Origin of the sequence: Micromonospora sp. NPDC023633, from assembly GCF_040640035.1 — a bacterium.
Classification (GTDB): Bacteria; Actinomycetota; Actinomycetes; order Mycobacteriales; family Micromonosporaceae; genus Micromonospora.
Genome location: NZ_JBFABB010000069.1, coordinates 1 through 26900, shown reverse-complemented (window position 1 = coordinate 26900; position 26900 = coordinate 1). Strand labels below are relative to the sequence as shown.

Sequence of the window (26900 nt, the reverse complement as noted above, 5' to 3'; positions counted from 1 at the left end):
CGCTCTCTGATCCCGTCTGCCGCCCTCGCCCACCCGGGAGGATCCCCTTGTCTCGAAGACTGCGCGTGCTCGGTCCCGTCGCCGCCGCCCTCCTGCTCGTCACCCTGACCCCCACGGCAGGCCACGCGAGCGACACTCCCCCCGCCGCCCCGGCCCGCGACACGGCGGCCACGGCCGGCCCCAGCCCCGCCCTGGTCGAGGCGATGCGCCGCGACCTCGGTCTCACCCCCGCGCAGGTCGACGAACGCCTGCGCACCGAGGCGGCGGCGCCGGTGGTCGAGCGGCGCCTGCGCGCGAAGCTCGGCCCGGCGTTCGCCGGCGCGTGGATCCCGTCCGGCGGGCAGCGCCTCACCGTCGCGGTCACGGATGCGGCGCTCGCCCCGGCAGTCCGCGCCGAGGGCGCCGACGTCGCGGTCGTCGCCCGCAGCGAGCACACCCTCGACGCGGTCAAGCGCGCCCTCGACCGGCGCACCGCCGCCGCCGACCCCCGCGACGTCCACGGCTGGCACGTCGACGTCGCCCGCAACAGTGTGGTCGTGACGGCCCGGGCGGGCGCCGCCGACAAGGCGATCGCGTACGCCAGGGCCAGCGGCGTGCCCACGGACGCGATCCGGGTCGTCACGGCCACCGACGCGCCCCGGCCGCTCTACGACATCCGCGGCGGCGACCAGTACGTGATCAACGGCAACACCCTCTGCTCCGTCGGCTTCGCCGTCGTCGGCGGCTTCGTCACGGCGGGCCACTGCGGAGGCGTCGGCAGCCCGACCCTCGGCTTCAACAACGTCTCGCAGGGCACGTTCGCCGGGTCGTCGTTCCCCGGCAACGACTACGGCTGGGTCCGCACCAACGGCTCCTGGACGCCGCAGCCCTGGGTGAACAACTACGCCGGGGGCAACGTGACGGTCGCCGGCTCGCAGGACGCGGCGATCGGCAGCTCGGTCTGCCGCTCCGGGCGTACGACCGGCTGGCGCTGCGGGACCATCCTCGGCCGCAACGAGACCGTCAACTACCCGCAGGGCGCGGTGTCGGGCCTGACCCGCAGCAACGCCTGCGCCGAGGGTGGCGACTCCGGCGGGGCCTGGATCTCCGGCAACCAGGCCCAGGGCGTCACCTCCGGCGGCTCCGGCAACTGCTCCACGGGCGGCACGACCTGGTTCCAGCCGGTCAACGAGATCCTCGGCGTCTACGGGCTGTCCCTGGTGACCACCGGTGGCGGCGGCGGGAGCCGGCTGATCAGCAACTGGAACAACCGCTGCATCGACGTGCCGAACTCCAACTTCTCCGACGGCGTTCCCCTGCAGACCTGGACCTGCAACGGCACCGCCGCGCAGTCGTGGACCTTCACCGGCGGCACGCTGCGTACCCAGAACAACATGTGCATGGACGTGGCCTGGGGATCCACCGCCAACGGCGCGACCATCCAGATCGCCAACTGCAGCGGCAACCCGGCCCAGCAGTTCGTCCTCTCGGCGGCCGGCGACCTGGTCAACCCGCAGGCGAACAAGTGCGTCGACATCAAGGAGTGGAACGACTCGGACGGCGCCCGCCTGCACCTGTGGGACTGCGTCGGCGGCGCCAACCAGAAGTGGCGTCGCGGCTGAGCCGACATCCGTCCGCCGTCGCGCCCGCACCGACCGGCCGATCGACGCCGCGAGACACGCCGCAACGGCACAGATGCCAAGGAGGTCCTACATGTTCAGAGTCCGTACCCGTCGCCGGCCGTGGGCGCTCGCCCTCGCCGCGACCGCGATCATCGGTGCCACGGCGGCCCTCGCCGTGCCGGTCCACCCCGAACCGGCGCAGGCCGCCATCGGGGGGATCACCTGGCAGGACGAGTTCAACGCGGCCGCCGGCACGCCCGTCGACCAGAGCAAGTGGCGCTTCGACATCGGCGGTGGCGGCTGGGGCAACAACGAGCGGCAGTACTACACCAACAGCACGAGCAACGCCGCGCACGACGGCCAGGGCAACCTGGTGATCACCGCCCGCCGGGAGAACCCCGCCAACTACCAGTGCCACTACGGCCGGTGCGAGTACACCTCGGCCCGGCTGCTCACGGCCGCGACGTTCACCCAGGCGTACGGCCGCTTCGAGGCCCGCATCAAGATCCCCCGCGGTCAGGGGATCTGGCCGGCGTTTTGGATGCTCGGCAACGACATGAACAGCGTGGGCTGGCCGAACGCAGGCGAGATCGACATCATGGAGAACATCGGCCGGGAGCCGAACACCGTCTACGGCACCATCCACGGCCCGGGCTACTCGGGTGGCGGCGGCATCACCGGCAGCCGCACCATCGGCCAGCCGCTCGCCGACGGCTTCCACACCTACCGGGTGGACTGGGAACCGAACTCCATCATCTGGTACCTGGACGGCGTCGAGTACCACCGGGTCGACCCGGGCCGGCTGGGCGGCAACCGCTGGGTGTTCGACCACCCCTTCTTCATGATCCTCAACGTGGCGGTGGGCGGGAACTGGCCGGGCTACCCCGACGCCACCACGCAGTTCCCGCAGCAGATGCTCGTGGACTACGTGCGGGTCTCGGGCTACACCTCGGGTGGCAACCCCCCGGGCACCACCGCGATCCGGGGCGCGCTCAGTGGCCGCTGCATCGACATCCCGAGTGCGAACCCGGTCGACGGGGCCAAGCTCCAGATCTGGGACTGCAACGGCACCGTCGCGCAGGCCTGGACGTTCGCCGCCGACGGCACGATCCGGGCGATGGGCAAGTGCATGGACCCGGCCTGGGCCGGCACCGCGAACGGCACCGAGGTCAACCTCGTCACCTGCAACGGCAACCCGGCACAACGCTTCACGCTCAACGCCGCCGGTGACCTGGTCAACCTGAGCGCGAACCGCTGCGTCGACGTACGGGACCGCAACACCAGCAACGGGGGCAAGCTCCAGTTGTGGGACTGCACCGGGGACGCCAACCAGAAGTGGTCGCGCGCCTGACCGGAGGCCTCCCGTGGGCGGCGGCATCCCGTCGGCCCACACGCTCGACGGCGGGCCGGTCGGGGCACACAGCCCCGACCGGCGGCCGTCCCGGTGGGGACGGCCGCCGCTGCCGGGGGCGGTCCGGCGCTCAGTGGACGACGACCGCCGGCTCGTTGCCGGGCGACCACTTGATGCCGCACCCCAGGCTCGGGGTGTGCGGCTCGGGCACGTCGCGGCCGGCGAGCACCAGGTCGACCGCCGCCGCGGTGGTGACAGGAACGCGACCAGCAGGGCGGGTCCGGCGAGGTCCGACCTGACCGGCCTGCCGTCGACGTCGGGCAGGTCGAAGGCGGGCAGCGGTGTGCCCAACGCGACGAGCTGCGCCGACGTGCGTCGCCCGGCAACTTGCGTCGGGCGCAAACTCCGCACGCCAGGATATGCCCACCGCTCTGTCGCGGTGTGACGATCCGGTGGTCCTTGGCGTACGCGATCAGGAGGCCGCCGCCGTGAGTTCCGGTTTGTCGATCGTGCTCTTTCCCGTCGCCCTGGGCATCGTCATGCTCGGCCTGGGGCTCACCCTGACCGTCGACGACTTCCGTCGCGTCGTCGCCTACCCCCGGGCCGTGCTCGTCTCCCTGGTCTGCCAGATGCTGATCCTGCCGGCCATCTGCCTGGGCCTGGTCCTCGTCGCCGGCCTGCGCCCGGAGCTGGCCGTCGGAATGATGCTGCTCGCCGCCTCCCCCGGCGGCAGCACCGCCAGCCTCTACAGCCACCTGTTCAGGGGCAACGTCGCGCTCAACGTCACCCTGACCGCCATCAACTCGGTGCTCGCCCTGTTCACGCTGCCGCTGATCGTCAACCTCTCCGTCGCCGCGTTCATGGGTTCGGACAGCTCCATCGGGCTGCAGTTCGACAAGGTGATCCAGGTGTTCGCCCTGGTGCTCATCCCGATCGTGGTCGGCATGGCCGTCCGCCGGCGCCGGCCCGGGTTCGCCGTGCGCATGCAGCGACCGGTGAAGATCCTCTCCATCGTCGTCCTCGTCGTGGTGATCACCGGCGCGTTGCTCGGCATCAAGGACGAGCTCGCCGCCACCATCGGCGCGGTCGGCCTCGTCGTCCTGCTGTTCAACCTGATCAGCCTGGCAATCGGGTACGCGGCGCCGCGCCTGCTGCGCGTCGGGCACCGCGAGTCCGTCGCGTCGTCGTTCGAGGTCGGCGTACACAACGCCACCCTGGCCATCACGATCGCGCTCAGCCCGGCCCTGCTGAACAACAGCGACATCGCCATGCCGTCGGTCATCTACGGCACCCTGATGTTCTTCACCGCCGCCGCCTTCGGCTTCGTCGCCGCACGCCGTGGCAGTGCCGCGACCGAGCCCACGCGACAGCCGACCACGACGGTGTGAACGGCACGCCGGGCGGTGGAGGACGCCGCTCCGGGTGAGCGGACACCGGCCGGAATCCGGCCATCTTCCCTGCCCCGGGGGATGGACCGGCGCGTCGCCGGCGGTGACCATTGGTAGTTGGCCGGATGCTCTGGGTGTGGTGGGCGGCGGGGACGACTCCCTGCCGCCCGCCGTCCCGCGGCCCGGCCCGCGACCACGTCACCGCGCAGCGAGGAGACACGCCCGTGACCGGAGCCGCCGCCCGAACCGAACGGGACACCACCTCGCCACCGCCGGCACCGGCACGGACGGAGTCGGTCCTGCCGGAGCTGCGCACGATGTGGTGGGAGACAGGAGTGCGGGCCCGGGCGGAGGCGGGCCTGTTCGCCGTCTTCGCCGAGCTGCCCCGGCTGGTCTGGACGGCGGTGCGGATCAGCTGGCGGGCCGACCGGCTCCGCACCTCGGTGGTGGCCGCCGCGACGCTCGGCGGCGGGGCGATGGCCGCGTTCGGGCTGCTGGCCACCCAGCGGGTGCTCGTGGAACTGTTCGCCGGGGGCCCGACCGCGGACAAGGTGGTCGCCGCGCTGCCCGCGCTCGCCGTGCTGGCGGGGGCGACCGCGCTGCGCGCCGGCATGGGCATCGCCACCGGGTACGCGCAGAACGGGCTCAGCCCGCGGGTGAGCCGGGAGGTGGAGCGCGGCCTGTTCGAGGTGTCCACGGCGGTACGCCTGGAGGCGTTCGACGCCGACGCGTTCGCCGACGACATGGAGCGGGCCTCCCGGGGCACCGAGTCGACGATCGCGCTGGTGGAGTCGTCGATGAACCTGCTCGCCGGGCTGGCCGGCCTGCTCGCCGTGGCGGTCGCCGTCGTCGTCATCCACCCGCTGCTGCTGCTGGCGCTGCTGGTCGCGACGCTGCCCAAGGCCTGGGCGTCGCTGCGGGCCGGGCACCTGCGGTACCGGACCTACACGGCCGGCTCGGTGCGGCGACGGCGGCTGTGGCTGCTGCACCGGCTGATGGCCGAGCGGGACTCGGCGCCGGAGCTGCGCTCCTACGGGCTGCGCCGGTTCCTGCTGGACCAGTACGACCGGGTGATGGCGGTGGAGACCGACATCGAACTCGCCCTCGCCCGCCGGGTCACCACGACCACCACGGTCGGGGCGGTCATCGGAGGAGTCGCCACCGGCGTGGTCTACCTCCTGCTCGGGCTGCTGCTCATCGACGGCCAGATCCCGCTCGCGGCGGCGGCGACCTGCGTGGTCGCGGTGCAGTCCGCGCAACGCTCGCTGGCCGTCGCCACCTTCCAGGTCGACCGCGTCTACACCGAGGGCCAGCACTTCAGCGACTACACCGGGTTCATGACCCGCGCCGCCGCCTACCTGCCCGACCCGGCCACCGACGTCGCGGGCGCCGCGCCCGGCCCCCTACGCGAGTTGACCGTGCGGGAGGTCAGCCTGCGCTACCCCGACCGGGACACCCCCGCCGTCGACGGCGTGACGCTGACGATCACGGCGGGGCAGACGGTGGCCTTCGTGGGCGAGAACGGCTCGGGCAAGACCACCCTGGCCGCGATAATCGCCACCCTCCGCGCTCCCACCGAGGGCGTCATCTGCTGGAACGGGCGGCCCCTGCCCGAGTGGGACCTCGACGGGCTGCGGGCCCGCATCGCCGTGGTCACGCAGGAATACCACAAGTGGCCGTTCACCGCCGCCACGAACATCGCCGTCGGCGACGTCGAGAGCGAGGCCCGGCAGGACCGGATCGAGGCCGCCGCCGCCCGTGCCGTCGCGCACGACATGATCCAGGACCTGCCCCACGGGTACGAGACGCTGCTCGACCGGACGTTCGCCAAGGGCCAGGACCTCTCCGGCGGCCAGTGGCAGCGCATCACCGCCGCCCGCGGTTTCCTCCGCGACGCCGAACTGCTGGTCATGGACGAACCGTCCTCCGCCCTCGACCCGCGCGCCGAGGACGCCCTGTTCCAGGCCATCCGGGACCGGCAGGGTCGGGTGACCACCATCCTCATCACCCACCGGCTGGCCAACGTCCGGCACGCCGACCGGATCTTCGTCCTGCACGAGGGCGCGCTGGTCGAGGCCGGCAGTCACGCCGAACTCGTCGCCGCCGGCGGCCGGTACGCCGAACTGTTCGCCCTCCAGGCCGCCGGCTACGACGGCACCCACGGCGACCACCCCCACGCGCCACGGCAGCGCTGACCCGCCGGGCGCTCGGCGCCCCCGGGCAGTGTCCCGGGGGCCCCGAGCGTGGCGTCAGTGGATGATGACGGGCGCCTTCGCCTGCCCCGCCTGCTGGTCGTCGAGCAGGTGCGAAGGCTCACGCCGGCGGGGCAGGAACGCGGCCGGGATGAACGTGAGCAGCACCAACGCGAACGCGACCCAGAACGTGGTGGCGAAGGAGCTGGCGGCGAAGTCGAGGCCACGCTGGATGAGCGACGGGTCGACCGGGAACTGCTGGGCCAGCTCCGGCTGCTGCTGGACGACGATGGCGAGGTCGGCCTCGCTCACCGGCGCACCGCTCGGGTCGGTCGCCCCGGGGATCGGCCGGGAGCCGTTCAGCTCGTTGGTGAGGATCACCGACATCGTCGCGGCGCCGACGGACCCGCCGATCTGCTGGAGGATGTTGACCAGGGTGGAGCCGCGGGCCACCTCGTGGGCCTTCAGGGTCTTCAGCGCCGAGGTCATGATCGGCATCATGGTGCCGCCCATGCCCAGGCCCATGACGAACAGCGACCCGCAGAGCAGCACGTACGACGTCTGCGGGTCGACCTGGGTGAAGGTGAAGAACCCGACGGCGATGAGTGCCAGCGCGAACGGCACGGTGCGGCCGACGGGGACCCGGTCGGCCAGCATCCCGGCCACCGGCATGGTCACCATCGCGCCAAGGCCCTGCGGTGCGATGAGCAGGCCGGCGGCCAGCGTCGACTCGCCGCGGATCTGCAGGAAGTAGCTCGGGAACAGCATGCCGGCGCCCATGAACGCGATGATGAACACGAACATGGTCACCGTCGCGATGGTGAGGCTGCGGTTGGCGAACAGCCGCAGGTCGAGCAGGGGATGCCGGGGCCTGAAGGAGTAGAGGACGAAGGCGACGAGGAGCGCGCCGCCGACCAGCATGGGCACCCACACCTCGGTGTCGGCGAACGTGCCGGTCTCGGGCAGCGAGGAGACGCCGTAGAGGAAGAGGGCGAGGCCCGGCGAGAGCATCAGCATGCCGAGGAAGTCGAACGACTCGGAGGGCTCGGGGTTGTCCTTCGGCAGCGCCAGGGCGGCGTAGACGAGCGCCACGGCGCCGATCGGCAGGTTGATCAGGAAGATCCAGTGCCAGCTCGCGACGTCGATCAACCAGCCGCCGAGGATCGGTCCCCCGATGGGCCCGAGCAGCATCGGGATGCCGAGGACGGCCATCAGCCGGCCGATCCGGTGCGGCCCGGCCGCCCGGGTCATGATCGTCATGCCGAGCGGCATGAGCATGCCGCCGCCGAGGCCCTGGAGCACGCGGTAACCGATCAGCTGCCCGATCGTGTCGGCGTTGGCGCACAGCCCCGACCCGATCGTGAACAGCGCCAGGGCGATCATGTAGAGCCGCTTGGTGCCGAACCGGTCGGCGGCCCAGCCGCTGAGCGGGATGACCGTGGCCAGCGCGAGCGTGTAGGCGGTCATGGTCCAGGCGACCTCGGCGTACGACGCGTTGAACTCGCGCTGGAAGGTCGGCAGCGCGACGGTGACGACCGTCACGTCGAGAATCGACATGATCGCGCCGAGGACGACGACCCCGGCCACCTTGAGCACCGAGGCGTCGAGCTTGTCCGAGGTCGCGATGGATTGCTGTGTCACGAAGTCTCCTGAAATCCCCGTTGTGGCCGGCGTCGGGCCGTGCCTTGACCTGTCAGTACTGAGCAGTGTCCGCAGGCAGACTAACGACCGGCACCGACGATTGGCGTCCGGTTTCCGGCCGGCAGAAGACGGGGGCGGCGCCCCGGCACGGTTCTCCCCGCGAAGGCCCCGGCCCGGCGGGCTGACCGGCGCCTCCGGTCAGCTGACCTTGGGTACGGCGCGGGAGATGATCGCGGCGAAGTCGACGCCGCGGGGCAGCGTGCCGTACGCCTGGCCGTGGTCGCCGCCGAGCCGGGAGGCGCAGAAGGCGTCGGCGACGGCGGGGTGGCCGTGCCGCACCAGCAGCGAGCCCTGCAGGACCAGGGCGAGCCGTTCGACGACACGGCGGGCCCGCAGTTCGACGTCGTCGTGGTCGGACAGGTCGGCCTGCACCTGGCGTACGGCGACGTCGAGTCGGGCGTCGGTGCCGGCGGCGGCGCCCACCTCGGCCCGGAACGCCTCCATGACCTGCGGCTCCCTGGCGAGAGCGCGCAGCACGTCCAGCGCGGCGACGTTGCCGGAGCCCTCCCAGATCGAGTTCAGCGGGGACTCGCGGAACAGCCTCGGCATGCCCGACTCCTCGACGTAGCCGTTGCCGCCCAGGCATTCCAGGGCCTCGGCGGCGTGCGCCGGCCAGCGCTTGCAGACCCAGTACTTGCCGACGGCGAGGGCGAGCCGCTTGAACGCGGTCTCGCCGGCGTCGCCGCGCGCCGACCGGTCGGTCGCTCCGGCGAGCCGCATCATCAGGACGGTGGCGGCCTCGCTCTCGACCGCGAGGTCGGCGAGCACGTTGCGCATCAGAGGCTGGTCGACGAGGTACCGGCCGAAGGCCCCCCGGTGGGTGGCGTGATGGGCGGCGGTGATGACGCCCTGGCGCATCCCGGCCGCCGCGCCGATCACGCAGTCGAGGCGGGTGAGGTTGACCATGTCGATGATGGTGCGCACCCCGCGGCCCTCGTCCCCGACCCGCCAGGCGACCGCGTGCTCGTACTCGACCTCGGCCGAGGCGTTGGAGCGGTTGCCGAGCTTGTCCTTGAGGCGCATCAGCCGCATCGGGTTACGCGTGCCGTCCGGCAGGACGCGCGGGACGAGGAAGCAGGTGAGCCCGCCCGGCGCCTGGGCGAGGGTGAGGAAGACGTCACACATCGGCGCCGACGTGAACCACTTGTGCCCGAGGAGCCGGTAGGTGCCGTCCGGCTCGGGCTGCGCGGTGGTGGTGTTGGCGCGTACGTCCGAGCCGCCCTGCTTCTCCGTCATCGACATGCCGGCCAGCAGTCCCCGCTTGGCCAGCGGCGGACGCAGCCCGAAGTCGTACGTCGTGGCGGTGAGCAGCGGCTCGTACCGCGCGGCCAGCTCCGGGGCGTGCCGCAGCGCCGGCACGGCGGCGTAGGTCATCGAGATCGGGCAGCCGTGGCCGGCGTCGGGGCGCCAGGTGTAGAACTTGGCCGCGCGGGCCACGTGCGCGCCGGGCCGGTCGTCCGCCCACGGTGCGGCGTGCAGGCCGTGGGTGACCGCGGTACGCATCAGCTCGTGCCAGGCCGGGTGGAACTCCACCTCGTCGATCCGGTGGCCGTGCCGGTCGTGGGTGCGCAGGACCGGCGGATGTTCGTTGGCCAGCCGCCCGTACTCGATCGCCTGCTCGCCGCCGCCCGACCGGCCGAGCTCGTGCAGCTCCGCGGCGGCCCAGCCGGCGCCCTCGCGTTCGAGCCCGTCGAGCAGCGCCGGGTCGTCGGCCGCGTCGTGACCGACCAGCGGGGGAACCTGGTTGAAGACCTCGTGCGTCGTCACGGCGACACTCCCAGCGCGCGGTGGAGGAACGTGATCAGGTGCGGGATGGTGCGCGGCCCAACGACCCCGGCGGCCAGGGGACCGACCATGGCCTCGGCCAGGGCGCCGACCAACGCGGTGGCGGTCAGCTCGGGATCCTGCGGGGGGAGTTCGCCCTTCGCCACCCCCTCCGCGACGTAGTCGGCGATCAGCTCGGCGTAGGCGCGGCGGAAGACGAGCCGCTCGGCGTCGACCGCCGGGTCGGCCGGCTCGGCGAGCAGGGCGTAGGCCAACCGCGGGGACCGCAGCGCCCGGCCGGCGAACGTCTCGATGACGGCGGAGACCCGCTCGGCGACGGTGGTCTCCAGCGCCGCCGCGCGGGCCACCGCGTCCACCTCGCGCTGCGAGGCCGTGCGGAACACCTCGGCGACCAGGTCGGCCTTGGTGGGAAAGTGCCGGTAGACGCTGCCGGTCGCCAACCCGGCCCGCTCGGCGACGGCGGCCACCGAGCAGCCGGCGTAGCCGCGCTCGGCCATGATCTCCAGCGCGGCGGCGATGATCCGCTCCCGGGACGCGCTCAGCCGGGCCTTCACGCGATCGGTGCTCCGGTAGACCACGCAAGGATTGAACCACCATTCAATCCTTGCCGGCAAGCCGGCGTGGCTCCCGCGGACGCCAGGCCCGCGACGCGGTCTAGGATCCTTCTCTTCGGCAGGCGTACGCCCCGGAGTCCTCGAAGGCGGCCCCGCCGTGACCCCTGATCCGACCGACGTGAACCGCCGCCTGGAGGCGGCGCTGGCGGGCGTGGCCGCCGCCTTCCGGGGCATGACCGCCCACCGGCGGGAGTCCAACTGCGAGTGCCACTGGGGCAGCGCCGATGAGCTGGCACTGCTCAAGACCCCGGACGCGCCGCTCGACGAGGATCTGCTCCGCCGCACGTACTGGACCACGGACTGGCACTACCCGGGGCCGCTGCTGCGCCGGATCCTGCCCCCGGTGACCCGGCGCCTCGCGGCGGGCGAGGTGGCGTTCATCTCGGGGATGGACAGCCTGGCCCGCCTGTTCGTCACCGGCCGCTGGCAGGACTGGCCCGCCGCGCAACGCGACGCGGTACGGGAGTTCCTGGCCGCCTGGTGGCAGCACACCCTGGTCGACCCTGGGGCGAAGGTCCCCGCCCACGAGGCCCTGGCCTTCGTCGCCGAGGTCACCGGGCAGCTCGCCCCGTGGCTGACCACCTGGGCGGAGCTGCTGGCCGACCCGACGGCCCGGCGGCGGCTGGTCGCGGCGGTCGACGAGTGGATGTTCGACCTGCGCGGCGACCGTCTGCCCTGGTCGAGCTGGCGCGACGAGGAGGACACGTCGTGCCTCGCGCTGTCGATGTGGGTGCTGCGGCACGCGCCGCCCGTGCTGCGGGACCACGACGCGTCCGGCGAGCTGTGCGACCTCGTACGGCTGCTCGCCCTCCCCTACGCCGACCGATGGGACGAGCGCGGCTAGGGATCCGGTCGCCGGGCGAGGCCGGCCGGTCACCGGGCGTCGAGATCCGCCGCGCTCCGGGCGTCGCAGGGCTCGGCGACCGCGACAGGCCCGGTCTCCACCCGACGCCGGGGGCCCGTATCCCCGTCGAGAACGTCCGGCCAGGCGGCAACGGCGTCGGAAGGCCACCGCCGCAACGCCGAGACGGCAGCCACCGCCAGGACCGCCACCAGCAGCGGCCACCCGGCGGGCCACCGCCCACCTAGCGCGCGTCTTTCCCTCGCCATGACGGCTCGTCCTTTCCGGGCATCGCGTGCCGTCGCGTCTCCCGATCACGCCGATCGGCCGCGGAGCGCAGACTGCGGGCCCCGGCCCGCACGTCGCGCACCTCAGTCCCGGCGGTCCTCGTCGCCGCGCTCGACCAGCTGGCGTTGTTCCAGGGCGTCGGCGGGGTTGGCGTCCGCCGGCAGGTCACCCGCCGGCAGGTCGTGCTCGCCCGGCACGGAGGCGCCCTGTTCGGCCAGGTCGGCCTCCGTCGCGTCCAGCGGCTGCGCCTCCGGCGTCTCGTCGGGCTGGCCCTCGTCGAGCAACGGCTGCCGCTGCTCGACCGCGTCGGCTTCCGGCGGCAGGCCCAGGGGCGGCGGATCCTCGCTGTCGGTCATCGTCGCCCTCCTCAGCCGGGCAGCAGCCGGCGCAGCACACCCTTGGCGGTCGCGCCCGTCCGGTAGGACTGCACCAGGTACGAGCCGCAGACGATGTTGGCCCCCGCCAGGGCCGGCACCGCGTACTGCGCGAGCCGTTGCCGACGCTGCCAGGTGGCGATCGTGTCGGGCGTCTGCGGGGTGGGCAGGGTGGCGTCCCGCACCTCGATCCTGTCCTCCCGCCGGTGCGCCTCCTCGGCCAGCTGACCGATCCGCTTCCCGCAGTATGCGGCGTACCCGGTGGCCGCCGCGCCGAGCAGGGTGATGCCCGCCTTGGCCACGCCCACCCTGCCAAAGCCCTTCTGCAACGCCATCCGGCGTCCGCCTGTGCGGGCCAGTTGGAGGCTCGCGAGCATGGTGGCGCCGATGCCCAGCCACTGCACGGGGCCGAACCGGCCCCACGCCGACTCGGCGACCCGGATCCGGTCGATGCCCTGCTGCAGGTCGCTGCCGGACTTGTTGACCCCGGCGACGCCCATCACCGTGCCACCGAACCAGAGGGCCGAGCCCACGTCGTGGACCGCCTGGGCCACGGCATGGTTGTCGGTCGCGGTCATCTGCATGCTGATGCACCTCCGTCAGGTGGCGGCAGCGGCTCGACGTCCGCTTCTTCCATCCGATTAGAGCAGTTTCCCCCGGTTCTTCGCCCCGCTCTGCGGGATCGGGGGATCGTCACCCTCACCGGGTGCCGGTCCGCCCCGCCGGACGACGGGACCGCCCGTCCGCGACCCCGGACGGGCGCGCGGTCCGGTGGCCCGACGGATGTCGCGGAACCAGAGCCGGGTTCCGGCCGGCCGGCGGGGGGCCTGACAGCCGTTCCGGTGCGGCCGACCGTTCCCGGTCACGGGGCGTGGCGCCACCAGAGGCGTCCCACGACGAGTTCGTCGAGGTGACGGATGTTGTCGGCGACCATGTGCGCGGGGGCGTCGGGGCGTTGGAGCGCGATGCGCAGGTCCGAGGCGAGATGGCTCGCTTCGCGAACCTCACACTCGGCGCGGAGGGTCGCCGAGGACGTCGTCGTCGCACCGGCGACGACGTCGAGGACGGCCTCGATGTGTGGGCCGGCGAACCGGGCCAGGAAGAACCAGTCGTCGGCCGGTTCACCGAGGCGGGCCCACTCGAAGTCCAGCAGCGCCGTCACACGTCGATCGTGAGCGAGCCAGTTTCCCCAGTGACAGTCGGCGTGGACCGGGACGACTGCGCGCGCGTGCGACGGCGCACGCTCCGCGATCGCCGTGAGGCCGTCGAGCACCCGGCGAGGCACGATTCCGTCCCGGTTCAGGGCGGCGAGGTTCTCCACCTCGGCGAGGAGCGCGGCCCGGCTGACGAACCCGCCGTGGTCGAGCGTCTCTTCCAGCGTCTGCCGGGCGTCGGCCGCCGGCGTCCAGCTGTGCAGTGCGTGCAGCCGCTGGACTGCCTCCTCGGCCAACCGGCGCGCGGTCCCGCCGTCCACACCGGGCATGCTCATGCCGGGGGCCACCCCCGGCACGCGGGCGTAGCAGGCGTAGCGGACCTCGTGCGTCTCCAGCTGGTGGAGCCCGCTGTCGAGCAGACGAGCCGTGATGCCGGCGGGCAGGTGGGGCGCGAGGGCGATCTCCCGGTTCAGTCGCGAGTGACCGGCGGCGTCGATGATCTTCACGACGACGTCCGAGCCGACGTAGACGTGGTGGGAGCTGCTGTCAGCGGTGCGCATCGGGCCGGGATCGCGGCCCAGGGCCGCGGCGGCGATCGCGTGCGCGACGTCGTGGGCTTGCCGCAGGTCGGTCATCGGCGGTCGCGGGGCGGCTCGGGCAACGTCCCGGAGAGGTCCATCCGAACATCCGTCCGTCGGTACACGTCGCGACATCCTATCCCGTACGGTGGCTGACGGTTCGCGCCTCTCGCGGTCACCAGTCGAGTCGGTACCGCTGCTCCAGGCGACCGCTGCGCGGGTGCGGGGTGGCCTCGCCGTACGGCAGCCAGCCGGTGGTCTCGTACAGTCTCACCGCCTGCGGGTTGTCCACGTAGACGCTCAGCTCGGCCCGGACGAACCCCGCGCCCGCCAGGTGGGCGGGGACGGCCCGCACCAGGTGCCGACCGACTCCCCGGCCCCAGCTGTCCGGCTCGACCCCGAGGTGCCGTTCGAGGGTGGTCGGCCGTACCCGCGCGTCGCTCATCCGCACAGTCTGGCGATGCGACGTCCCGGTGGCGACCGGCTTCGTCGTCGGGCGGGCGGGCCGCGCGTTCCCCTACCGCCCGCCTCCCGAGTAGGGCGGGTCTCCGCCCACGACCAGCCAGAGATCAGCCTCCGCTGGCGCTGGTGATCTCGACGGCGTCGAGGGTCGGCGCCGCCTGCCTGGCGAGTTCGCCGGCTCGGGCGCGGTCCACGCTCGCGGCCACGACGATGCTCGCCCGATCGGGTCTGAGGGAGGCGTGGACGACGGCGCACCGCACGACCACCGCCTCGTACGCGGCGATCGCCTCGGCAGGGACGCCGCCGTCGAAGCCGGTCTCCACCGAGAGCCCGGAGCGCGCACCGCGCCCCGTGCCGACCTCCAGGGACGTCACGTCCGACAGTGGTTGGTGCCGACCGCCGTCGGCGACCATGTCCATGAACACCGCCAGCGCGCCGGCGGCGTCCACCGCGGTGACCTTGGCCCGCCAGCGACCGGTCTCTCTCCCGGCCGCATCGCTGACGTCGCCGCCCACCACCCGGTCGTCCGCCGTCAGCGACCGCCACAGCGCCAGCACCTCGCCGGTACGCCCCTCGTCCGCGACGACGGTGAAGGTGACGCCGTCCGCCGTGATCCGGCCGGTGATCGTGTCGTGGCGGACGACGTACTCCCGCAGCTTTCCCGCCAGCTCGGTGACGCGGTCGGCCGACGTGCCGTCCTCGACGATCAGCACGCCGGTCGCCGTTCCGAGGAAGGGCAGCGTGTTGTCCCTGGTGGTGTCGATGTCCGCGACGTCCGACGTGCCGGCCCAGTCTTCCGCGAAATCCGCGGCGAGGGCCGTGCCCTTGTCGATGGCGCAGCCGGTCAACACGGTCAGGCCCAGTACGAACGCGACGACCGACATCGGCCACCGCAGGGCGTCTCTGCTCACTGTCGTCTCCTCGCGAAGCGGTCGGCCGGCCCGAGCCCGTCAGCCCGACGCCGCCTGCGGCGGTCACGTCCGGCTCCCGCTCACGGCGCCGTCCGTCGACGGTTAGCAGGTTACTTCCCCCGTCGAGGCGGAGCCGCCCGCCACGTCCTCGGCCGGCCGGGCGCTGTCCCCAACCACGGGGAGGGGGGCGGTTTGCCGGGCCCCGGATCCCGGGGTGATGGGGCACGATGCTCCGGTGGACGGCAGCAAGCCTCGGCGAATCGTGCTCATTGACGACCTGCGTACCCTCGTCGACGGCCGTGACGCCGAGGTGGCACGCAGCAGCGCCGCGGGGGTCGCCCTTCTCAAAGGCCACCACGACCAGCGGTTGGACGAGCTGTGGCTCGATCACGATCTCGGTGGGGCCGACACGATCTGGCCGGTCGTGGAGGTGTTGGAACGTGCGGCCTTCGAAGGCCGTCCGTTCGACATCGGCGTCGTCCATGTCCACTCCGCCAATCCGGCCGGCGCGAGCAAGATGGCCCAGGCTCTGCGACGGTGGGGCTACCGGGTCCGGATCACGTCCGGCTCCGCGGCGGTCGGCTACCTGATCGAGTGACCGAGCTGTGGCTCCAGCGGGCCCGGAAAACAAGTCATCGACGGCAGGAGAGGGCAGTGAGCGGACACCTGCCACGGGCGGGGGTGACGAAGCCTCGCCGCGATCCGGCCGCTCGTGCCGCGTGGCTCGCCGCGGTACACGAGGGCATGAGGGCGTTCGGCGGGGTCGTCACGACTGCTGTGGAGGAGCCCGCCGTCGGCCGGAACTACTACCGGGTCGGCGTGCGGCTCCGCGACGGCACGCCGCTGGAGATCCTGTTCAACGCCGCAGTGTCGCTGGTCGCTGCGGCCGAGCCACAGGACCGTCACTCGGTCACCGCGAGGTTCGTGGACGTACCCGCCGGCGACGCCTTCCGCCAGGCGGGGTTGCGGGTCGCGACCGCCGCGGAGCTGGCCCAGCCCCTCGGCGACCGTCACGTGCGGCTTCTCGCCGAGGACGAATGCCGCGACGTCGCCTACCACCAGCCGGGTCGGCTCGGAGATCTGCTGTTCAACTGGTTCGACTGAACGCGACGCCGACGGGCTACGAGGCGCGGGGGGACGGGACGAGCTTCCAGGCGACCACGCCAGCCGCGACCAGCAGGACTGCCGCGATGAGCGAGGTCGCCTGCATGGCGTGGACGAAGGCCTCGCGGGCGGCGGCCAGGATCTCGACTCCCTGCTGCCCGTCGCCGTTCAGCGCCTTGTCGGCGGCGGCCAGTGACTCGTGCACCGCGTCGCCGGTCGGGCCGGGCAGGGTCGACAGGTCGGGCAGGGCCGACCTGTAGAGGACGGTCTGCAGGGTGCCGAGCAGCGCGATGCCCAGGGCGACGCCGAGCTCGTACGCCATCTCGGAGATGGCTGAGGCGGAGCCCGCCCGGTCCTTCGGCACCGCGCCGAGCACCGCGTCGGTGGCGGCGGTGAAGGCGAGGCCGACGCCCAGGCCGATGACGACCAGGCCCAGTGCCAGCGGCGCGTAGCCCGCATAGCCCTCGCCGAACGTGAGGACGACCATGCCGGCGCCCGCGGTCAGCAGCGCGACGCTGAGCGCACGCCCGACGCCGAGGCGGGCGAGCACGGCAGCGGCGATGGCGACGACCGCGATGGAGGCCAGGGTCAGCGGCAGTTCACGGAGGCCCGCCTGAAGCGGCGAGTAGCCGCGCACGAGTTGCAGGTACTGGGAGAAGAAGAACAGCAGGCCGCTGAAGGCGAAGATGGCGATCAGGCTGGCGACGACGGTGCCGGTGAAGACCGGACGGGCGAACAGCGTGAGGTCCACGAGCGGGGCGGACAGGCGGCGCTGACGGCGCACGAACAGCACCGCGCCGACGAGGCCGACCGCGGCCGCGCCGACACCGGCCAGGTCGAGGCCGGCGTTGGCGGCGTGCTTGACGGCCCAGACCAGGGCGACGATCGCCGCCACCGACAGCAGGGCGCTGAGCAGGTCGAAGCGCCCGGGACGCGGGTCGCGCGACTCGGGCACCAGGGCGGCGACGCCGGCCAGCACCAGCAGCATGACCGGGACGTTGATCACGAAGACGGAGCCCCACCAGTAGTGCTCCAGCAGAACTCCACCGACCAGAGGCCCGAGCGCCGCGCCGCCGGAGGCACCGGCCGACCAGACGGCGACGGCGCGGGTGCGCTGACGCGCCTCGGTGAAGATGTTGCGCACGATCGACAGCGTCGAGGGCATGAGCGTGGCGCCCGCCACGCCGAGCAGCACCCGGGCCGCGATCAGCCAGCCGGCGCTGGGAGCGAAGGCCGCCAGCAGCGACGCGGCGCCGAAGCCGGCGACGCCGATCAGCAGTAGCCGCTTGCGCCCGATGCGATCGGCCAGCGTCCCCATGCTGATCAGCAGGCCGGCGAGGGCGAAGGAATAGGCGTCGCCGATCCAGAGCAGCTGCGTGGCGGTGGGCTCCAGCTCCGCGACCAGTGCGGGCACGGCCAGCGCCAGCACGGTGCCGTCGACGGCCAGCAGTGTGACGGCCAAGGTCAACGCGGCCAGGGCGGCCCACTGCCGGAAGCCGGCGCGTCCGCTGGCGGCGGTAGCGCCGGCAGGGCCGGGTGCCAGATCCGCATCGCTCATGCCGCCAAACTACGGACCAAATGGTCGGCTGTGCAAGCCATTTGGTCGGCTAAGGTGGTGATGCGCCTGACACCCCACCGGCGCGGTCGGAAAGCTCAGGAACGGAGGACACGGGCATGCCGCCTCGCGAACGTGACACCGCCAGGACCCGCCGGGTGGTGCTGGATGCTGCCGCCCGTGCTGTCGTCGCACACGGTGCGCGCGTCAGCCTGGATCTCATCGCCCGCACCGCCGGGGTCTCCAAGGGCGGGCTGCTGCACCACTTCCGCAGTCGGGAACAGCTGCTGCTGGAACTGGCCCGCGACCTGGCGGAGCAGTTCACCACCGCCGTGCACGCCGCCGTCGATCCGCGCGACCACGCCCGGGGCCGGCTGGTACGCGGCTACGTCAGGGCGACCCTCGACGGGCTGGGCGACGGGTCGACGGTCCCGGAGCACGTCATCCTGGCCGCCACGCTGGCCGGCGTTCCGGCCGTGGCCGAGTTCCTGCAGGAGGACAACCGGACCTGGAACGAGGCGCTGGACGCCGACGGCCTGGACCCGGACCGGGTGCGGCTCATCACCCTCGCCGCGGACGGGGCCGCCGTCGCCAGTCTCTACGGAGGCGGTACGGATCCGGACGAGGCGAAGCACCTGCGGGACCTGCTCATCCGGCTGTCCCGCGACGAGGGCCCACTCGTCGACGCGCGTTGAGCAGGGCTTGGACGCGGCGCTCGACACGCACGGCGAGTCAGGCCCTGGACGGCCCGGTCCCGGTCGACCAGGGCCTGGGCACGTCACGGCCCCCCGGGTCCTCCCGATGGAGGCCGCCCACGACCAGCCCCCCGCTCGGGCGACCACCAACGCGCTGCCGGGGGTACTCCCACTGCGCGCTCAGCTGACGGCAGCGCCGAACCACCTCGGTATCTGGCTGAGGAGGTCCGCCTGGTCTTCGCCGACCCAGGCCACGTGACCGTCCGGCCGCAGCAGCACGGCGGGCACATCCAGTTCCTCGCTGCCGTCGACGACGTGGTCGATCCGGTCGGCCCACCCGGCGACCGAGAGCCGGCCGGTCCGGTCGAGCAGTAGTCCGCGACCGCCGTGCAGCAGCCCGTAGAGGCGGCCCCGCGTCAAGCCGATGTCGCGCATCCGCTTGCCGAGCAGTTCGTGCCCCTCGCCGAAGTCGTAGCGGATCTCGATGGCAGTGATCTTCTCGGTCAGGTACCGGTTCACGTCCTGGAAGTCGATCAGTTCCGACAGCAGCCGGCGCACCGCCCGGGGACCCGGCTCGGTGGAGAGCAGCTCCATCTGCGCGCGGGTGTTGTCCAGCACGTCGGCGGCCACCGGGTGCCGTTCGGTGTGGTAGCTGTCCAGCAGCCCTTCCGGCGCCCAGCCGTGCACCTCGGCGGCCAGTTTCCAGCCGAGGTTGAACGCGTCCTGGATGCCGAGGTTGAGCCCCTGCCCACCGGTGGGCGGGTGGATGTGTGCCGCGTCGCCGGCCAGCAGCACCCGGCCGACGCGGTAGCGCTCGGCCAGCCGGGTGGCGTCGCCGAAGCGGGAGAGCCAGCGCGGTGAGTGCACGCCGAAGTCGGTGCCGGCGAACACCCGCAGCTGCCGCCGGAAGTCCTCGATGGTCGGCGGGACCGTGCGGTCCTCGGCCACCCCCTCGGCCGGCACGACGACGCGGTACGCCCCGTCCCCGAGGGGGCCGACGCCGAACCGCAGTTGGGTCTTACGGACCTCGGCCACCACGGCCGCCACCGTCTCCGGGTCCGCGGTCACCTCCATCTCACCCAGCAGCGTCTCGACCCGGGTGGGTTCGCCCGGGAAGCCGACGCCGAGCAGCTTGCGCACCGTGCTACGTCCGCCGTCGCAGCCGACGAGGTAGCGCGAGCGCAGCCGCGTGCCGTCGACCAGCTCGGCGGTCACCCCGTCGTCGTCCTGGCCCAGCCCCACCAGCTCGCAGCCCCGCCGGATCTCGGCGCCGAGCTCCGTGGCGCGCTCCTCCAGCAGGCGGTCGGTGGTGGGCTGCGGGATGCCGAGGACGTACGGGTGTGCGGTGTCCAGCCGGTCCGGCGGCGGCTTGGCGATGCCGGCGAAGAAGCCGCCGACCGGGTACTGCTTGCCGAGCGCGAGGAACCGCTCCAGCAACCCGCGCTGGTCCAGCACCTCGATGCTGCGCGCGTGCAGGCCGAGCGCGCGGACGTACCTGGTCGGCTCCGCCTCCCTCTCCAGCACGAGCGCGCGCACGCCGTGCAGCCGCAGCTCGCTGGCGAGCATCAAGCCGGTCGGGCCACCGCCGACCACGATCACGTCAATCATGGAACCTCTCATTCAGGTCGAGATCCGGCCAGCCGCTCCACGCATTCGGCGGCGCGTACGCCCGCACCCTCCGCGCCGGTTCGCGGCCCTGCGGTTCGACGTCCCTGCCTGGCCCATACGCCGACAACAGCACGCGTACGTCACGAATCTCTAAATTCGGCAGGTTCTGCCCTCGGTCGACGATTCTGCGGCACGACCCGGGTCTTGCCGCAAGGCCCCGGGTGCGATATATGTTGAGAGTGGCGGGGAGCTGACAATCTCCCTGCCTTTGTTTTTGTCGTCCGCCACGGGCGACTGTCCTCGCTCAGCGGCTGGCGGATGTCGTCGTCCCGGCCGGTTGCTGTCGACACCTTCTCCCCCGGCCTTGGCAGCGGCGGTTCTCGGGGCGGGGCTGCGCTACGAGGGTTTCCAGGTCTGCGGGTGCTCGCGGGAGCCGAAGTTCCGGCCACGAACGCGCGCCCAGGTCCGGACGCGGCGGCGGGTCGCCAGCCGCCTCGGGTTGTCGGAGGCTGCGGCACTGGCTGCCCGGGATCCGTACGACCTTCATTGACACCGTGCGGCCCGCAGAGGCGCCGTCCACGATGTCTGAGGGGCCGGCGGCGGCTCGGACCACGCCTACGACGCAGCCGTACGCTCGCTCCCCTGGCAGCAGGGCTTCGAAGTGGCCACCGGACGGGCTTGATTCGATGGGCTCGCCCGGGTCGGTCACTATGGTTGGTCGATGGACGTTGTCAGCACTGCCGACGTCTCGCCGGGCGACCGGTTCGCCTTCTGGCGCGAGGTCAGCGCGAAGCTCTGGGTACCGTACGACCTGGCCCGGGAGCGGCAGACGGAGACCGGATTCGAGGCGCGGGTCGGCATCAGCGAGTTCGGCCCGGTGCAGGCGACCCTGATGACGACGACGGCGCACTCGGTGCGCCGCACGCCCCGGCTGATCCGGCAGGCCGACCCGGAAGTGTTCAAGGTGAGCTGCATGGTCAGTGGCAGCGGCACCCTGACGCAGGACGGCAGACGCGCGGAGTTCGGCGCCGGGGATCTCGTGCTCTACGACACCTCGCGTCCGTACGTGGCCGAACTCCGGCCGGACGATTCGACGAGCCGGATGCTGCTCCTGCGTTTCCCACGCGCTCTGCTGCCGTTTCCTCCCCGGGAACTGCGTGAACTGAGCGCCGTCCGCATTCCCGGCGCCCGCGGCGTCGGCGCGTTGTCGTCGCGTTTCCTGCTACAGCTCGCCGACCAGATGGACGAACTGACCCCGGCCGAGACCGCGCGGGTGGCCACCCTGACGCTCGACGTGCTGATCACGGCGTTGGCCGACGCGCTGGACACCCAGAAGGTCGTCCCCGCGGACACGCGCCGGCGGGCGCTGACCGCCCGCATCCACGCCTTCATCCGCGGCCATCTCGGCGACCCGGGCCTGACCCCGGACGTGATCGCCGCAGCGCACCACATCTCCGTGCGCTACCTCCACAAGCTGTTCCAGCAGGAGGAGCACACCGTCGCCGGCTGGATCCGCGAACAGCGCCTCGAGCGGTGCCGACACGACCTCGCCGAACCCCGGCTCGCCGCCCGTGCGATCCACGCGATCGCCGCACGGTGGGGATTCACCAGCGCCGCGCATTTCAGCCAGGCGTTCCGCGCCCGTTACGGCCAATCGCCCAGCGAGTTTCGCCAGCAGCTCCCGACCGTGCACGGAGACTAAACACCTGTGCACCCCGCCACAACGACAAGTGTGAATGCGGCGGGCAGTCTCGTCTCAGGAAGTCGGCTTGTCCGAAGCGACAGCACTGAGAAGGGAAAATCATGCGCTCGTGGGCAAAGAGACTCTACCGGGCCACCGCCGCGGCCCTGGTCCTCGCCATGCTGCCGGTCATGTCCGGCACGGCGCGGGCCGCCGACGTGGCCTACAACCAGAAGACCCAAGACCTGACCGCCGCGCCGAACAGCGGGATGCCGGTCGCACTCGTCAGCCGCGAGATCACGCTCAGGGACGGCACCTACGGCTGGTGGACCTTCCCCACATCGGCACCATGCGAGACCTACACCGGCCGCATCCTGCCCGGCACGTACACCTGGACGGACCAACTCTGGCCCGGGGTCCCCAGCGCCGGAACCTACCGGCATCACAGCTACCTCACCGAGGAGAACGGCGGCTGGTCGTACCACATCCAATGTGACTTCCGGCTGTCCGCCACCGGTTCGTACACCTGGGGCAGCGGTCTCGATCCCCACTTCTGATCCCGCATCCACCGGCACGGCTGAGCCCGCAGTTCCGTCACATCGTCGAGGAGATCCACATGAGACTCGCGCGTATTTCGATCGCCGCCGTCATGTTGGGCGGCGCCGCCGTGCTGGCGGTCGCCGCTCCGGCCCAAGCGTCCTGCCCGCAGGGGATCGCCAGCTTCGAGCCGCAGGTCAACGGCATGTTCGCCGGGACCGGCATCAACATCCGCACCGGGCCCGGCCCCGACTGCACCTCACGCGGCCACGGCCAGCCCGGTCAGACCGCGACGTTCCGCTGCTGGCGGACCGGGCACGACGGCGCCCGCTGGACCTACCTGCACAACCGCGCGACCGGCGTGTCGGGCTGGTCCCGAAGCGACCTGCTCTCCGGCGGAGGCGCGACGGTCTCCTGCGGCGTCTGAGCCGCAGCCGCGCACCAGCATTCAGATCCAAGGCCGTCACAGACGGCAGAGCGCGATGGTGTGCGGGGCGTGGTCGGCGCCGCGGTCGCCTCCCCGGTGGAGGCGACGGCGGCGCACCCGTCCCGAACTCGCGGGGACGGGTGCAGCTCCGCAGAGGTGCGCCAGGACGGCTTCGCAGCGAAGCCGGTCGGGCCGCTGACTGTTGCCCCCGAACGGCAGCGGTCCGAGGACGTGGTTCAGCCTTTGCGATTCGGGTCGGTGAGAGCGTCCCAGTCGTCAGCGTTCATCGGGAGCGGCGCCCAGTGCGGCAGATAGAAGGGTCGCCGCGGTGGGTCGGCCACCGTGAACGGCTTGAACTCCGGATCCGCGATCACCCGGTAGACGAACTCGGCCGTCGACATGTCGAGCTGGTGCCACGGCTCGATGCCGTCCCACCGCGCGACCACAGGCCACCGGTCGGGCTCCACCGAGCGGTCCGCCAGCCAGTAGTACTCCCCCTCGGTCTGATCGCTGCCCCACTGGATCAGCCCCGATCCCTTGTCGGGCTCGTACATCTCGTAGGGGGCCCACAGCCGCGCGGACTCATGCCCGGCTGCCCATTGCCGAGAAAAGGCCCACGTCCGAAGCAGCGGCCGCGCGTGGTCGTCGGTCGGCCGCAGAAGGTCCAGGTACGCGTAGAACGCCCCCGGCACGAACCATCGACACAGTTCCTTGAAGTCCGACGGCAGCGCCACGCCCAGCTCGGTTTCCACCTGCTCCCAGCCGGCACCACCCTCGGGCTCGTGGCACCATCCGGTCACCTCGATGATCCGGTCGATCCATGTCAACTGGTCATTCACGGCCGGCAAAGTAACAGCAGAGGCGGACATCCCCACGTCCGGTCGTCCGAAGGGCGCCCGCGCTCAGACCAGGCCCAGACTGGTGGCGAAATCAGTGATCGCCGTAGGCGCGTCCGGATGTTGGGCGACCTCGACGACGACGTTCCGCGCCGCCGGTCGGTGCCGTATCTCCGACGGCGCGATGTTGTCGGCCCGCATCAGCGACCGAGCCGCCTCGGTCACATCGCCGATCTGGAGGTACGCACGCGCGGCGTCGACCAGACTAGAACCAGATCAGTGCGGCCCGCTGGCTACGACTACCTGCCCGACGGGTATCGACCTTCGCCCGGTGGTCACCGGGAACCGCGGCGCAGATCGGCCACCTCGTCTGACGGCGTGAAGCCGGCCGAGGTGTAGGTAGCTACGGCGCCGACGTTGGAACTCTCCACGCACACACTCGCGCTGGACGAACCCATGTCGCGAAGGGCCGCAGCGGCGGCAAGCGTGATCGCCGTGCCGTAACCATGGCCTCGGTGACTGCGGTGGACGCCCATCGGTTCCAGCAATCCTGGCCGCCCCGGGCCGGCTGACCACACAGCCGCCACTGCCACGGCGTCGTCGTTCTGATCGAATGCGGCGAGGCAGCGTGCGTCACCGTAGAACGGGCCACCAACCATGGCGAGCCAACCTCCGACCGTGCGGCGTCGGTCGGCATCAGTGAAGGGCGACCCGCGGAACGCGGACCAGTGGACGGCGACCCACACCTCGGCGCGATCGGGCTCGATCGTCTCGATGCGCAGACCGCAGTCCTCCACCGGGTCCGAGAGACTGCGGTGGAACGTTGTCCACGGCTCATCCCGCTCCCAACCCCGCTTCAGCAGTAACTGGGTGAGAAGCCCCGCACCTCGGGCTTCGACGGTCGCACCGTCGGGAGCCAGGACACGCCCTGGTTCGTCCAGATCAGCGGCGAGCCGGCGGGCCAATGCCTCGTCATCACGCCAATTGGGAGCGACGGCCATGCGCACCAGTTCGGGGCCGTCCAGCAGCCCGATCGCGAGAACCTCCCCGTCGCGCGACCACATCCGGATGGCAGCGGCCGTAGCCTCGGCACCACGTATCGAGTGCCAGCCGAGATCGCCGGGATGCAGATGCAGCGGTCCCCCGTCGTGCTGCCACCCCTTGAGCGCGTCCACCGCTGGTGACAGCTCATCAACGCTCGGGGTGCTCAAAATGATGCTCATGGTTCACCCAAACCCAAAGAGCGACCTGGCACCATCGATTTTGTAGGGAGCCGGCACTCTCGTCACGGTTCGCCGAATGTCTGTGTCCAGGCCGTCACCAGGCCGTCGAAAGCCGATCCGGAACGACGAAGGACGACCACTGGTGACGACGTCTGCCCAGGTGAAGCAGCGTGGTCGACGCGATGACCAGGCCGGCCGGGGCTGCGTTACCTGTAGTTGGTGAACTGGCGGCCCACCAGCACGCCCAGAGCACCGCCACCGCCGTCGACGACGACGCCCTGACCATTCCCGAACGCTGGGTGGACCACCACATCGACCAGCCCCAACCGGCATGAATATCCATCGGGCTGGCGCGACCACGACGACCCGCAACGCACCGGAGCACACACAGCGCTCAACCTGCTGCTCAACCCCGGCCACACCGAGACCTATGACCGCGCTCCCCTGCATCGCGCGTCGCATCGCGCCATGCGTCGAGCGGTCGAGGACGGCGCTGCTCGCACGGGGGAACGAACAGCGCGTCGGGGTGACCGAGCTGGCCGACCAGCCAGGCCCTCACGTCATCGCGGACGGCGTCGGCGTCCCACACCGCCGTGCGCAGCAGCCGCTGCATCGCCTGCGGATCATCGTGACCTGCCCGCTCCGCAAGCGACCAGCAGGTCTTGCGTTCGGCGTCCGACAGCAGCCCTTCCACGAACTGTCCGGCCGTCCGGCGTGGCTCCACCCGTGCGAACCGGGCAGCGACACGCCAACGCCTGCGATGACTTACCGCGCCGTGCCCACCGGGTCAGACACGCACGCTCGTCATCAGTCAGTCCACGCCACGCGGACGACCGGCCATCCCGACAGCTTACTATCTGCGGCCGAATTAACGACTCGGGACACTAGTGAACGCGCTGCACCGAGTGGACGATCCCGTTGATGCGTTGACCCGGCGGCAACTCCAGCACCGGAGTGACGGCGTCGATGGCGCCCTCCAAGTTACGGGCAGCGATCCGGGCTATCGCGAGGTCTGCTTGAGATCCTGCCTGGTCGCCGAACGCCCCTGCTGGGTCGTTGGGGTTGGCGTAGGCGTTGACGGCCCGGGTTGAGAAGTCGACAACCTGGCCTGCTCGTTTGGAAGCCAAGCGAGGGCATCCGCCGCGTAGTAGAGCGTGCGAGGCTGGCTGAACGTGCAGATGCCGCCCAACTCGTCGACCTCGTCCGGATCGGCGTCACTCAGTTAGTCACTCAGGAATGGCTAGAGGCCCGGATCATCGATGTGATCCGGGCCTCTACCTGGTGGGCGATACTGGGATCGAACCAGTGACCTCTTCGGTGTGAACGCGGTTGCGGCGCATCGTCGGATGTCATCCGATGCTCTCTTGCACCTCGAAACGCGGCTCCGTTGCTGACTGCTGTCGCCCGTTGTCGACGCCCTCCGGCCGTTTCGCTGCCTTCTCGCTGCCTTCCTGTCCGGGGCTGGGGTGTGCGGCTTTGCTACAGATCTTGAACGGTCAGGTTGTGTCGGGTTCGAGTGTCAGTCCGGTGTGAGCGAGGAAGCCGTCGAGTAGGTCGGTGCGGTACTGGATGCTCTTGAGTCGGTTCTTGATGATCGCGAGGAGGTGGTCGACGCCGGTCACGGCGAGGTTGCCGATGCTGCGTTTGAGGTGGGACCACACTGCCTCGGTCGGGTTCAGGTCCGGGGCGTAGGCCGGTAGCCGGATGACGGTCAGCCAGTCCCGGGCGTCGATCATCTGCCGCATGGCGGCGGAGACGTGGGTGTTCAGGTTGTCCCAGACGCACACGATCGGGCCGTCGAGCTGTTGGTGGGCGGCATCCAGCAGTGCGATGTAGTCGCGTTCGCTGAAGCTGCGGCGCTCGTTCTTGCGGCCGCGGTGCACGATCGTCCGGTAGATGAACCGCGACCGCTGCCCGGGCCGGTAACAGGTCAGCCCGGCGATCGAGACGCGACCGGATCCCTTGCCGCAGACCGGGACGACCGGGGTGGTGCC

The 26900-nt window shown here is 71.7% G+C and carries 25 protein-coding genes and 2 pseudogenes; 12 read left to right on the top strand and 15 right to left on the bottom strand.

The window, feature by feature from the left end; all coding sequences use genetic code 11:
- Positions 1-47: 47 nt before the first annotated feature.
- The 4 genes from AB0G13_RS21330 to AB0G13_RS21315 all read left to right on the top strand — a co-directional run bounded on the left by AB0G13_RS21330 (position 48) and on the right by AB0G13_RS21315 (position 6535).
- Positions 48-1601 (top strand): ricin-type beta-trefoil lectin domain protein, encoded by a 1554-nt coding sequence (locus AB0G13_RS21330; protein WP_357876703.1) that lies wholly within the window; start codon positions 48-50, stop codon positions 1599-1601.
- Positions 1602-1692: 91 nt separating this feature from the next.
- Positions 1693-2952, top strand: a complete 1260-nt coding sequence (locus tag AB0G13_RS21325) for a family 16 glycosylhydrolase (RefSeq protein WP_357876701.1) — start codon at positions 1693-1695, stop codon at positions 2950-2952.
- A 488-nt stretch (positions 2953-3440) separates the two neighbouring features.
- Entirely contained in the window at positions 3441-4340 is a 900-nt protein-coding gene (locus AB0G13_RS21320) for a bile acid:sodium symporter family protein (RefSeq protein ID WP_357876699.1), read from the top strand.
- A 317-nt stretch (positions 4341-4657) separates the two neighbouring features.
- On the top strand, positions 4658-6535 hold the full coding sequence (locus tag AB0G13_RS21315; protein ID WP_357876718.1) for an ABC transporter ATP-binding protein: 1878 nt from the start codon (positions 4658-4660) through the stop codon (positions 6533-6535).
- Positions 6536-6589: 54 nt separating this feature from the next.
- On the opposite strand, the gene AB0G13_RS21310 is transcribed toward AB0G13_RS21315, so the two are convergent.
- The 3 genes from AB0G13_RS21310 to AB0G13_RS21300 all read right to left on the bottom strand — a co-directional run bounded on the left by AB0G13_RS21310 (position 6590) and on the right by AB0G13_RS21300 (position 10596).
- A complete protein-coding gene (locus AB0G13_RS21310; protein ID WP_357876697.1) occupies positions 6590-8173 on the bottom strand; it encodes a DHA2 family efflux MFS transporter permease subunit in 1584 nt (527 codons plus the stop codon).
- A 198-nt stretch (positions 8174-8371) separates the two neighbouring features.
- Positions 8372-10000, bottom strand: coding sequence for an isovaleryl-CoA dehydrogenase (locus tag AB0G13_RS21305; RefSeq protein WP_357876695.1), 1629 nt, complete (start codon positions 9998-10000; stop codon positions 8372-8374).
- Positions 9997-10596: a TetR/AcrR family transcriptional regulator gene (locus AB0G13_RS21300; RefSeq protein WP_357876693.1), complete on the bottom strand. Its 600-nt coding sequence runs from the start codon at positions 10594-10596 to the stop codon at positions 9997-9999. Before AB0G13_RS21300 ends, AB0G13_RS21305 begins: the two co-directional genes overlap by 4 nt.
- A 133-nt stretch (positions 10597-10729) precedes the next feature.
- On the opposite strand from AB0G13_RS21300, the gene AB0G13_RS21295 reads away from it, so the two are divergent.
- Positions 10730-11476, top strand: coding sequence for a hypothetical protein (locus tag AB0G13_RS21295; RefSeq protein ID WP_357876691.1), 747 nt, complete (start codon positions 10730-10732; stop codon positions 11474-11476).
- Positions 11477-11844: 368 nt separating this feature from the next.
- Here AB0G13_RS21295 and AB0G13_RS21290 read toward each other — a convergent pair whose 3' ends face one another.
- From AB0G13_RS21290 to AB0G13_RS21270, 5 genes are all read right to left on the bottom strand, one after another.
- Entirely contained in the window at positions 11845-12117 is a 273-nt protein-coding gene (locus tag AB0G13_RS21290; protein WP_357876689.1) for a hypothetical protein, read from the bottom strand.
- 11 nt (positions 12118-12128) lie between these two features.
- Complete coding sequence (locus AB0G13_RS21285; RefSeq protein WP_357876687.1) at positions 12129-12719, bottom strand: hypothetical protein; 591 nt, start codon at positions 12717-12719, stop codon at positions 12129-12131.
- A 278-nt stretch (positions 12720-12997) separates the two neighbouring features.
- The gene (locus tag AB0G13_RS21280) at positions 12998-13924 is read right to left on the bottom strand and encodes a phosphotransferase (protein ID WP_357876685.1); all 927 of its coding nucleotides are present in this window, start codon (positions 13922-13924) and stop codon (positions 12998-13000) included.
- Between the two features lie 118 nt (positions 13925-14042).
- Entirely contained in the window at positions 14043-14312 is a 270-nt protein-coding gene (locus tag AB0G13_RS21275) for a GNAT family N-acetyltransferase (protein WP_357876683.1), read from the bottom strand.
- A gap of 124 nt (positions 14313-14436) precedes the next feature.
- A complete protein-coding gene (locus tag AB0G13_RS21270; RefSeq protein ID WP_357876681.1) occupies positions 14437-15240 on the bottom strand; it encodes a hypothetical protein in 804 nt (267 codons plus the stop codon).
- Positions 15241-15475: 235 nt separating this feature from the next.
- Between AB0G13_RS21270 and AB0G13_RS21265 the strand changes: the two genes are divergently transcribed.
- Both AB0G13_RS21265 and AB0G13_RS21260 read left to right on the top strand, forming a co-directional pair.
- Complete coding sequence (locus AB0G13_RS21265) at positions 15476-15838, top strand: cyclic-phosphate processing receiver domain-containing protein (protein WP_357876679.1); 363 nt, start codon at positions 15476-15478, stop codon at positions 15836-15838.
- Between the two features lie 56 nt (positions 15839-15894).
- The gene (locus AB0G13_RS21260; protein WP_357876677.1) at positions 15895-16344 is read left to right on the top strand and encodes a hypothetical protein; all 450 of its coding nucleotides are present in this window, start codon (positions 15895-15897) and stop codon (positions 16342-16344) included.
- 16 nt (positions 16345-16360) lie between these two features.
- Here the strand turns inward: AB0G13_RS21260 and AB0G13_RS21255 are convergent, their stop codons facing one another.
- Positions 16361-17902: an MFS transporter gene (locus AB0G13_RS21255; RefSeq protein WP_357876675.1), complete on the bottom strand. Its 1542-nt coding sequence runs from the start codon at positions 17900-17902 to the stop codon at positions 16361-16363.
- Positions 17903-18018: 116 nt separating this feature from the next.
- Between AB0G13_RS21255 and AB0G13_RS21250 the strand changes: the two genes are divergently transcribed.
- On the top strand, positions 18019-18594 hold the full coding sequence (locus AB0G13_RS21250) for a TetR/AcrR family transcriptional regulator (protein ID WP_357876673.1): 576 nt from the start codon (positions 18019-18021) through the stop codon (positions 18592-18594).
- Between the two features lie 180 nt (positions 18595-18774).
- Here the strand turns inward: AB0G13_RS21250 and rox are convergent, their stop codons facing one another.
- Positions 18775-20202: a rifampin monooxygenase gene (gene rox, locus AB0G13_RS21245; RefSeq protein WP_357876671.1), complete on the bottom strand. Its 1428-nt coding sequence runs from the start codon at positions 20200-20202 to the stop codon at positions 18775-18777.
- 721 nt (positions 20203-20923) lie between these two features.
- On the opposite strand from rox, the gene AB0G13_RS21240 reads away from it, so the two are divergent.
- The 3 genes from AB0G13_RS21240 (at position 20924) to AB0G13_RS21230 (ending at position 22847) form a co-directional block, all read left to right on the top strand.
- Positions 20924-21904, top strand: a complete 981-nt coding sequence (locus tag AB0G13_RS21240; RefSeq protein WP_357876669.1) for a helix-turn-helix domain-containing protein — start codon at positions 20924-20926, stop codon at positions 21902-21904.
- Between the two features lie 101 nt (positions 21905-22005).
- Positions 22006-22440: a hypothetical protein gene (locus AB0G13_RS21235; protein ID WP_357876667.1), complete on the top strand. Its 435-nt coding sequence runs from the start codon at positions 22006-22008 to the stop codon at positions 22438-22440.
- 59 nt (positions 22441-22499) lie between these two features.
- Positions 22500-22847: a hypothetical protein gene (locus tag AB0G13_RS21230; RefSeq protein WP_357876665.1), complete on the top strand. Its 348-nt coding sequence runs from the start codon at positions 22500-22502 to the stop codon at positions 22845-22847.
- A gap of 51 nt (positions 22848-22898) precedes the next feature.
- Here the strand turns inward: AB0G13_RS21230 and AB0G13_RS21225 are convergent.
- From AB0G13_RS21225 to AB0G13_RS21215, 3 genes and pseudogenes are all read right to left on the bottom strand, one after another.
- Positions 22899-23036, bottom strand: a pseudogene (locus tag AB0G13_RS21225) (transposase); the annotation flags it as partial.
- A 47-nt stretch (positions 23037-23083) separates the two neighbouring features.
- Positions 23084-23686, bottom strand: a complete 603-nt coding sequence (locus AB0G13_RS21220; protein WP_357876663.1) for a hypothetical protein — start codon at positions 23684-23686, stop codon at positions 23084-23086.
- A 332-nt stretch (positions 23687-24018) separates the two neighbouring features.
- Positions 24019-24906: a GNAT family N-acetyltransferase gene (locus AB0G13_RS21215; RefSeq protein ID WP_357876661.1), complete on the bottom strand. Its 888-nt coding sequence runs from the start codon at positions 24904-24906 to the stop codon at positions 24019-24021.
- Positions 24907-25076: 170 nt separating this feature from the next.
- Here AB0G13_RS21215 and AB0G13_RS21210 point away from each other — a divergent pair, with 170 nt between their 5' ends.
- Positions 25077-25241, top strand: a complete 165-nt coding sequence (locus AB0G13_RS21210; RefSeq protein ID WP_357876659.1) for a hypothetical protein — start codon at positions 25077-25079, stop codon at positions 25239-25241.
- Between the two features lie 71 nt (positions 25242-25312).
- On the opposite strand, the pseudogene AB0G13_RS21205 reads toward AB0G13_RS21210, so the two are convergent.
- Together AB0G13_RS21205 and AB0G13_RS21200 are read right to left on the bottom strand one after the other, a co-directional pair.
- A pseudogene (locus AB0G13_RS21205) lies at positions 25313-25633 on the bottom strand (transposase); the annotation flags it as partial.
- A gap of 769 nt (positions 25634-26402) precedes the next feature.
- A partial coding sequence (locus AB0G13_RS21200; RefSeq protein WP_357876657.1) for a transposase occupies positions 26403-26900 on the bottom strand: 498 nt, incomplete at its 5' end.

Excerpts from the sequence above, each read along its gene's own strand:
- AB0G13_RS21325 (WP_357876701.1), top strand. The coding sequence starts at position 1,693 with ATGTTCAGAGTCCGTACCCGTCGCCGGCCGTGGGCGCTCGCCCTCGCC.
- AB0G13_RS21315 (WP_357876718.1), top strand. The coding sequence starts at position 4,658 with ATGTGGTGGGAGACAGGAGTGCGGGCCCGGGCGGAGGCGGGCCTGTTC.
- AB0G13_RS21290 (WP_357876689.1), bottom strand. The coding sequence starts at position 12,117 with ATGACCGACAGCGAGGATCCGCCGCCCCTGGGCCTGCCGCCGGAAGCC.
- AB0G13_RS21285 (WP_357876687.1), bottom strand. The coding sequence starts at position 12,719 with ATGCAGATGACCGCGACCGACAACCATGCCGTGGCCCAGGCGGTCCAC.
- AB0G13_RS21280 (WP_357876685.1), bottom strand. The coding sequence starts at position 13,924 with ATGACCGACCTGCGGCAAGCCCACGACGTCGCGCACGCGATCGCCGCC.
- AB0G13_RS21275 (WP_357876683.1), bottom strand. The coding sequence starts at position 14,312 with ATGAGCGACGCGCGGGTACGGCCGACCACCCTCGAACGGCACCTCGGG.
- AB0G13_RS21255 (WP_357876675.1), bottom strand. The coding sequence starts at position 17,902 with ATGAGCGATGCGGATCTGGCACCCGGCCCTGCCGGCGCTACCGCCGCC.
- AB0G13_RS21250 (WP_357876673.1), top strand. The coding sequence starts at position 18,019 with ATGCCGCCTCGCGAACGTGACACCGCCAGGACCCGCCGGGTGGTGCTG.
- rox (WP_357876671.1), bottom strand. The coding sequence starts at position 20,202 with ATGATTGACGTGATCGTGGTCGGCGGTGGCCCGACCGGCTTGATGCTC.
- AB0G13_RS21240 (WP_357876669.1), top strand. The coding sequence starts at position 20,924 with ATGGACGTTGTCAGCACTGCCGACGTCTCGCCGGGCGACCGGTTCGCC.
- AB0G13_RS21235 (WP_357876667.1), top strand. The coding sequence starts at position 22,006 with ATGCGCTCGTGGGCAAAGAGACTCTACCGGGCCACCGCCGCGGCCCTG.
- AB0G13_RS21230 (WP_357876665.1), top strand. The coding sequence starts at position 22,500 with ATGAGACTCGCGCGTATTTCGATCGCCGCCGTCATGTTGGGCGGCGCC.
- AB0G13_RS21215 (WP_357876661.1), bottom strand. The coding sequence starts at position 24,906 with ATGAGCATCATTTTGAGCACCCCGAGCGTTGATGAGCTGTCACCAGCG.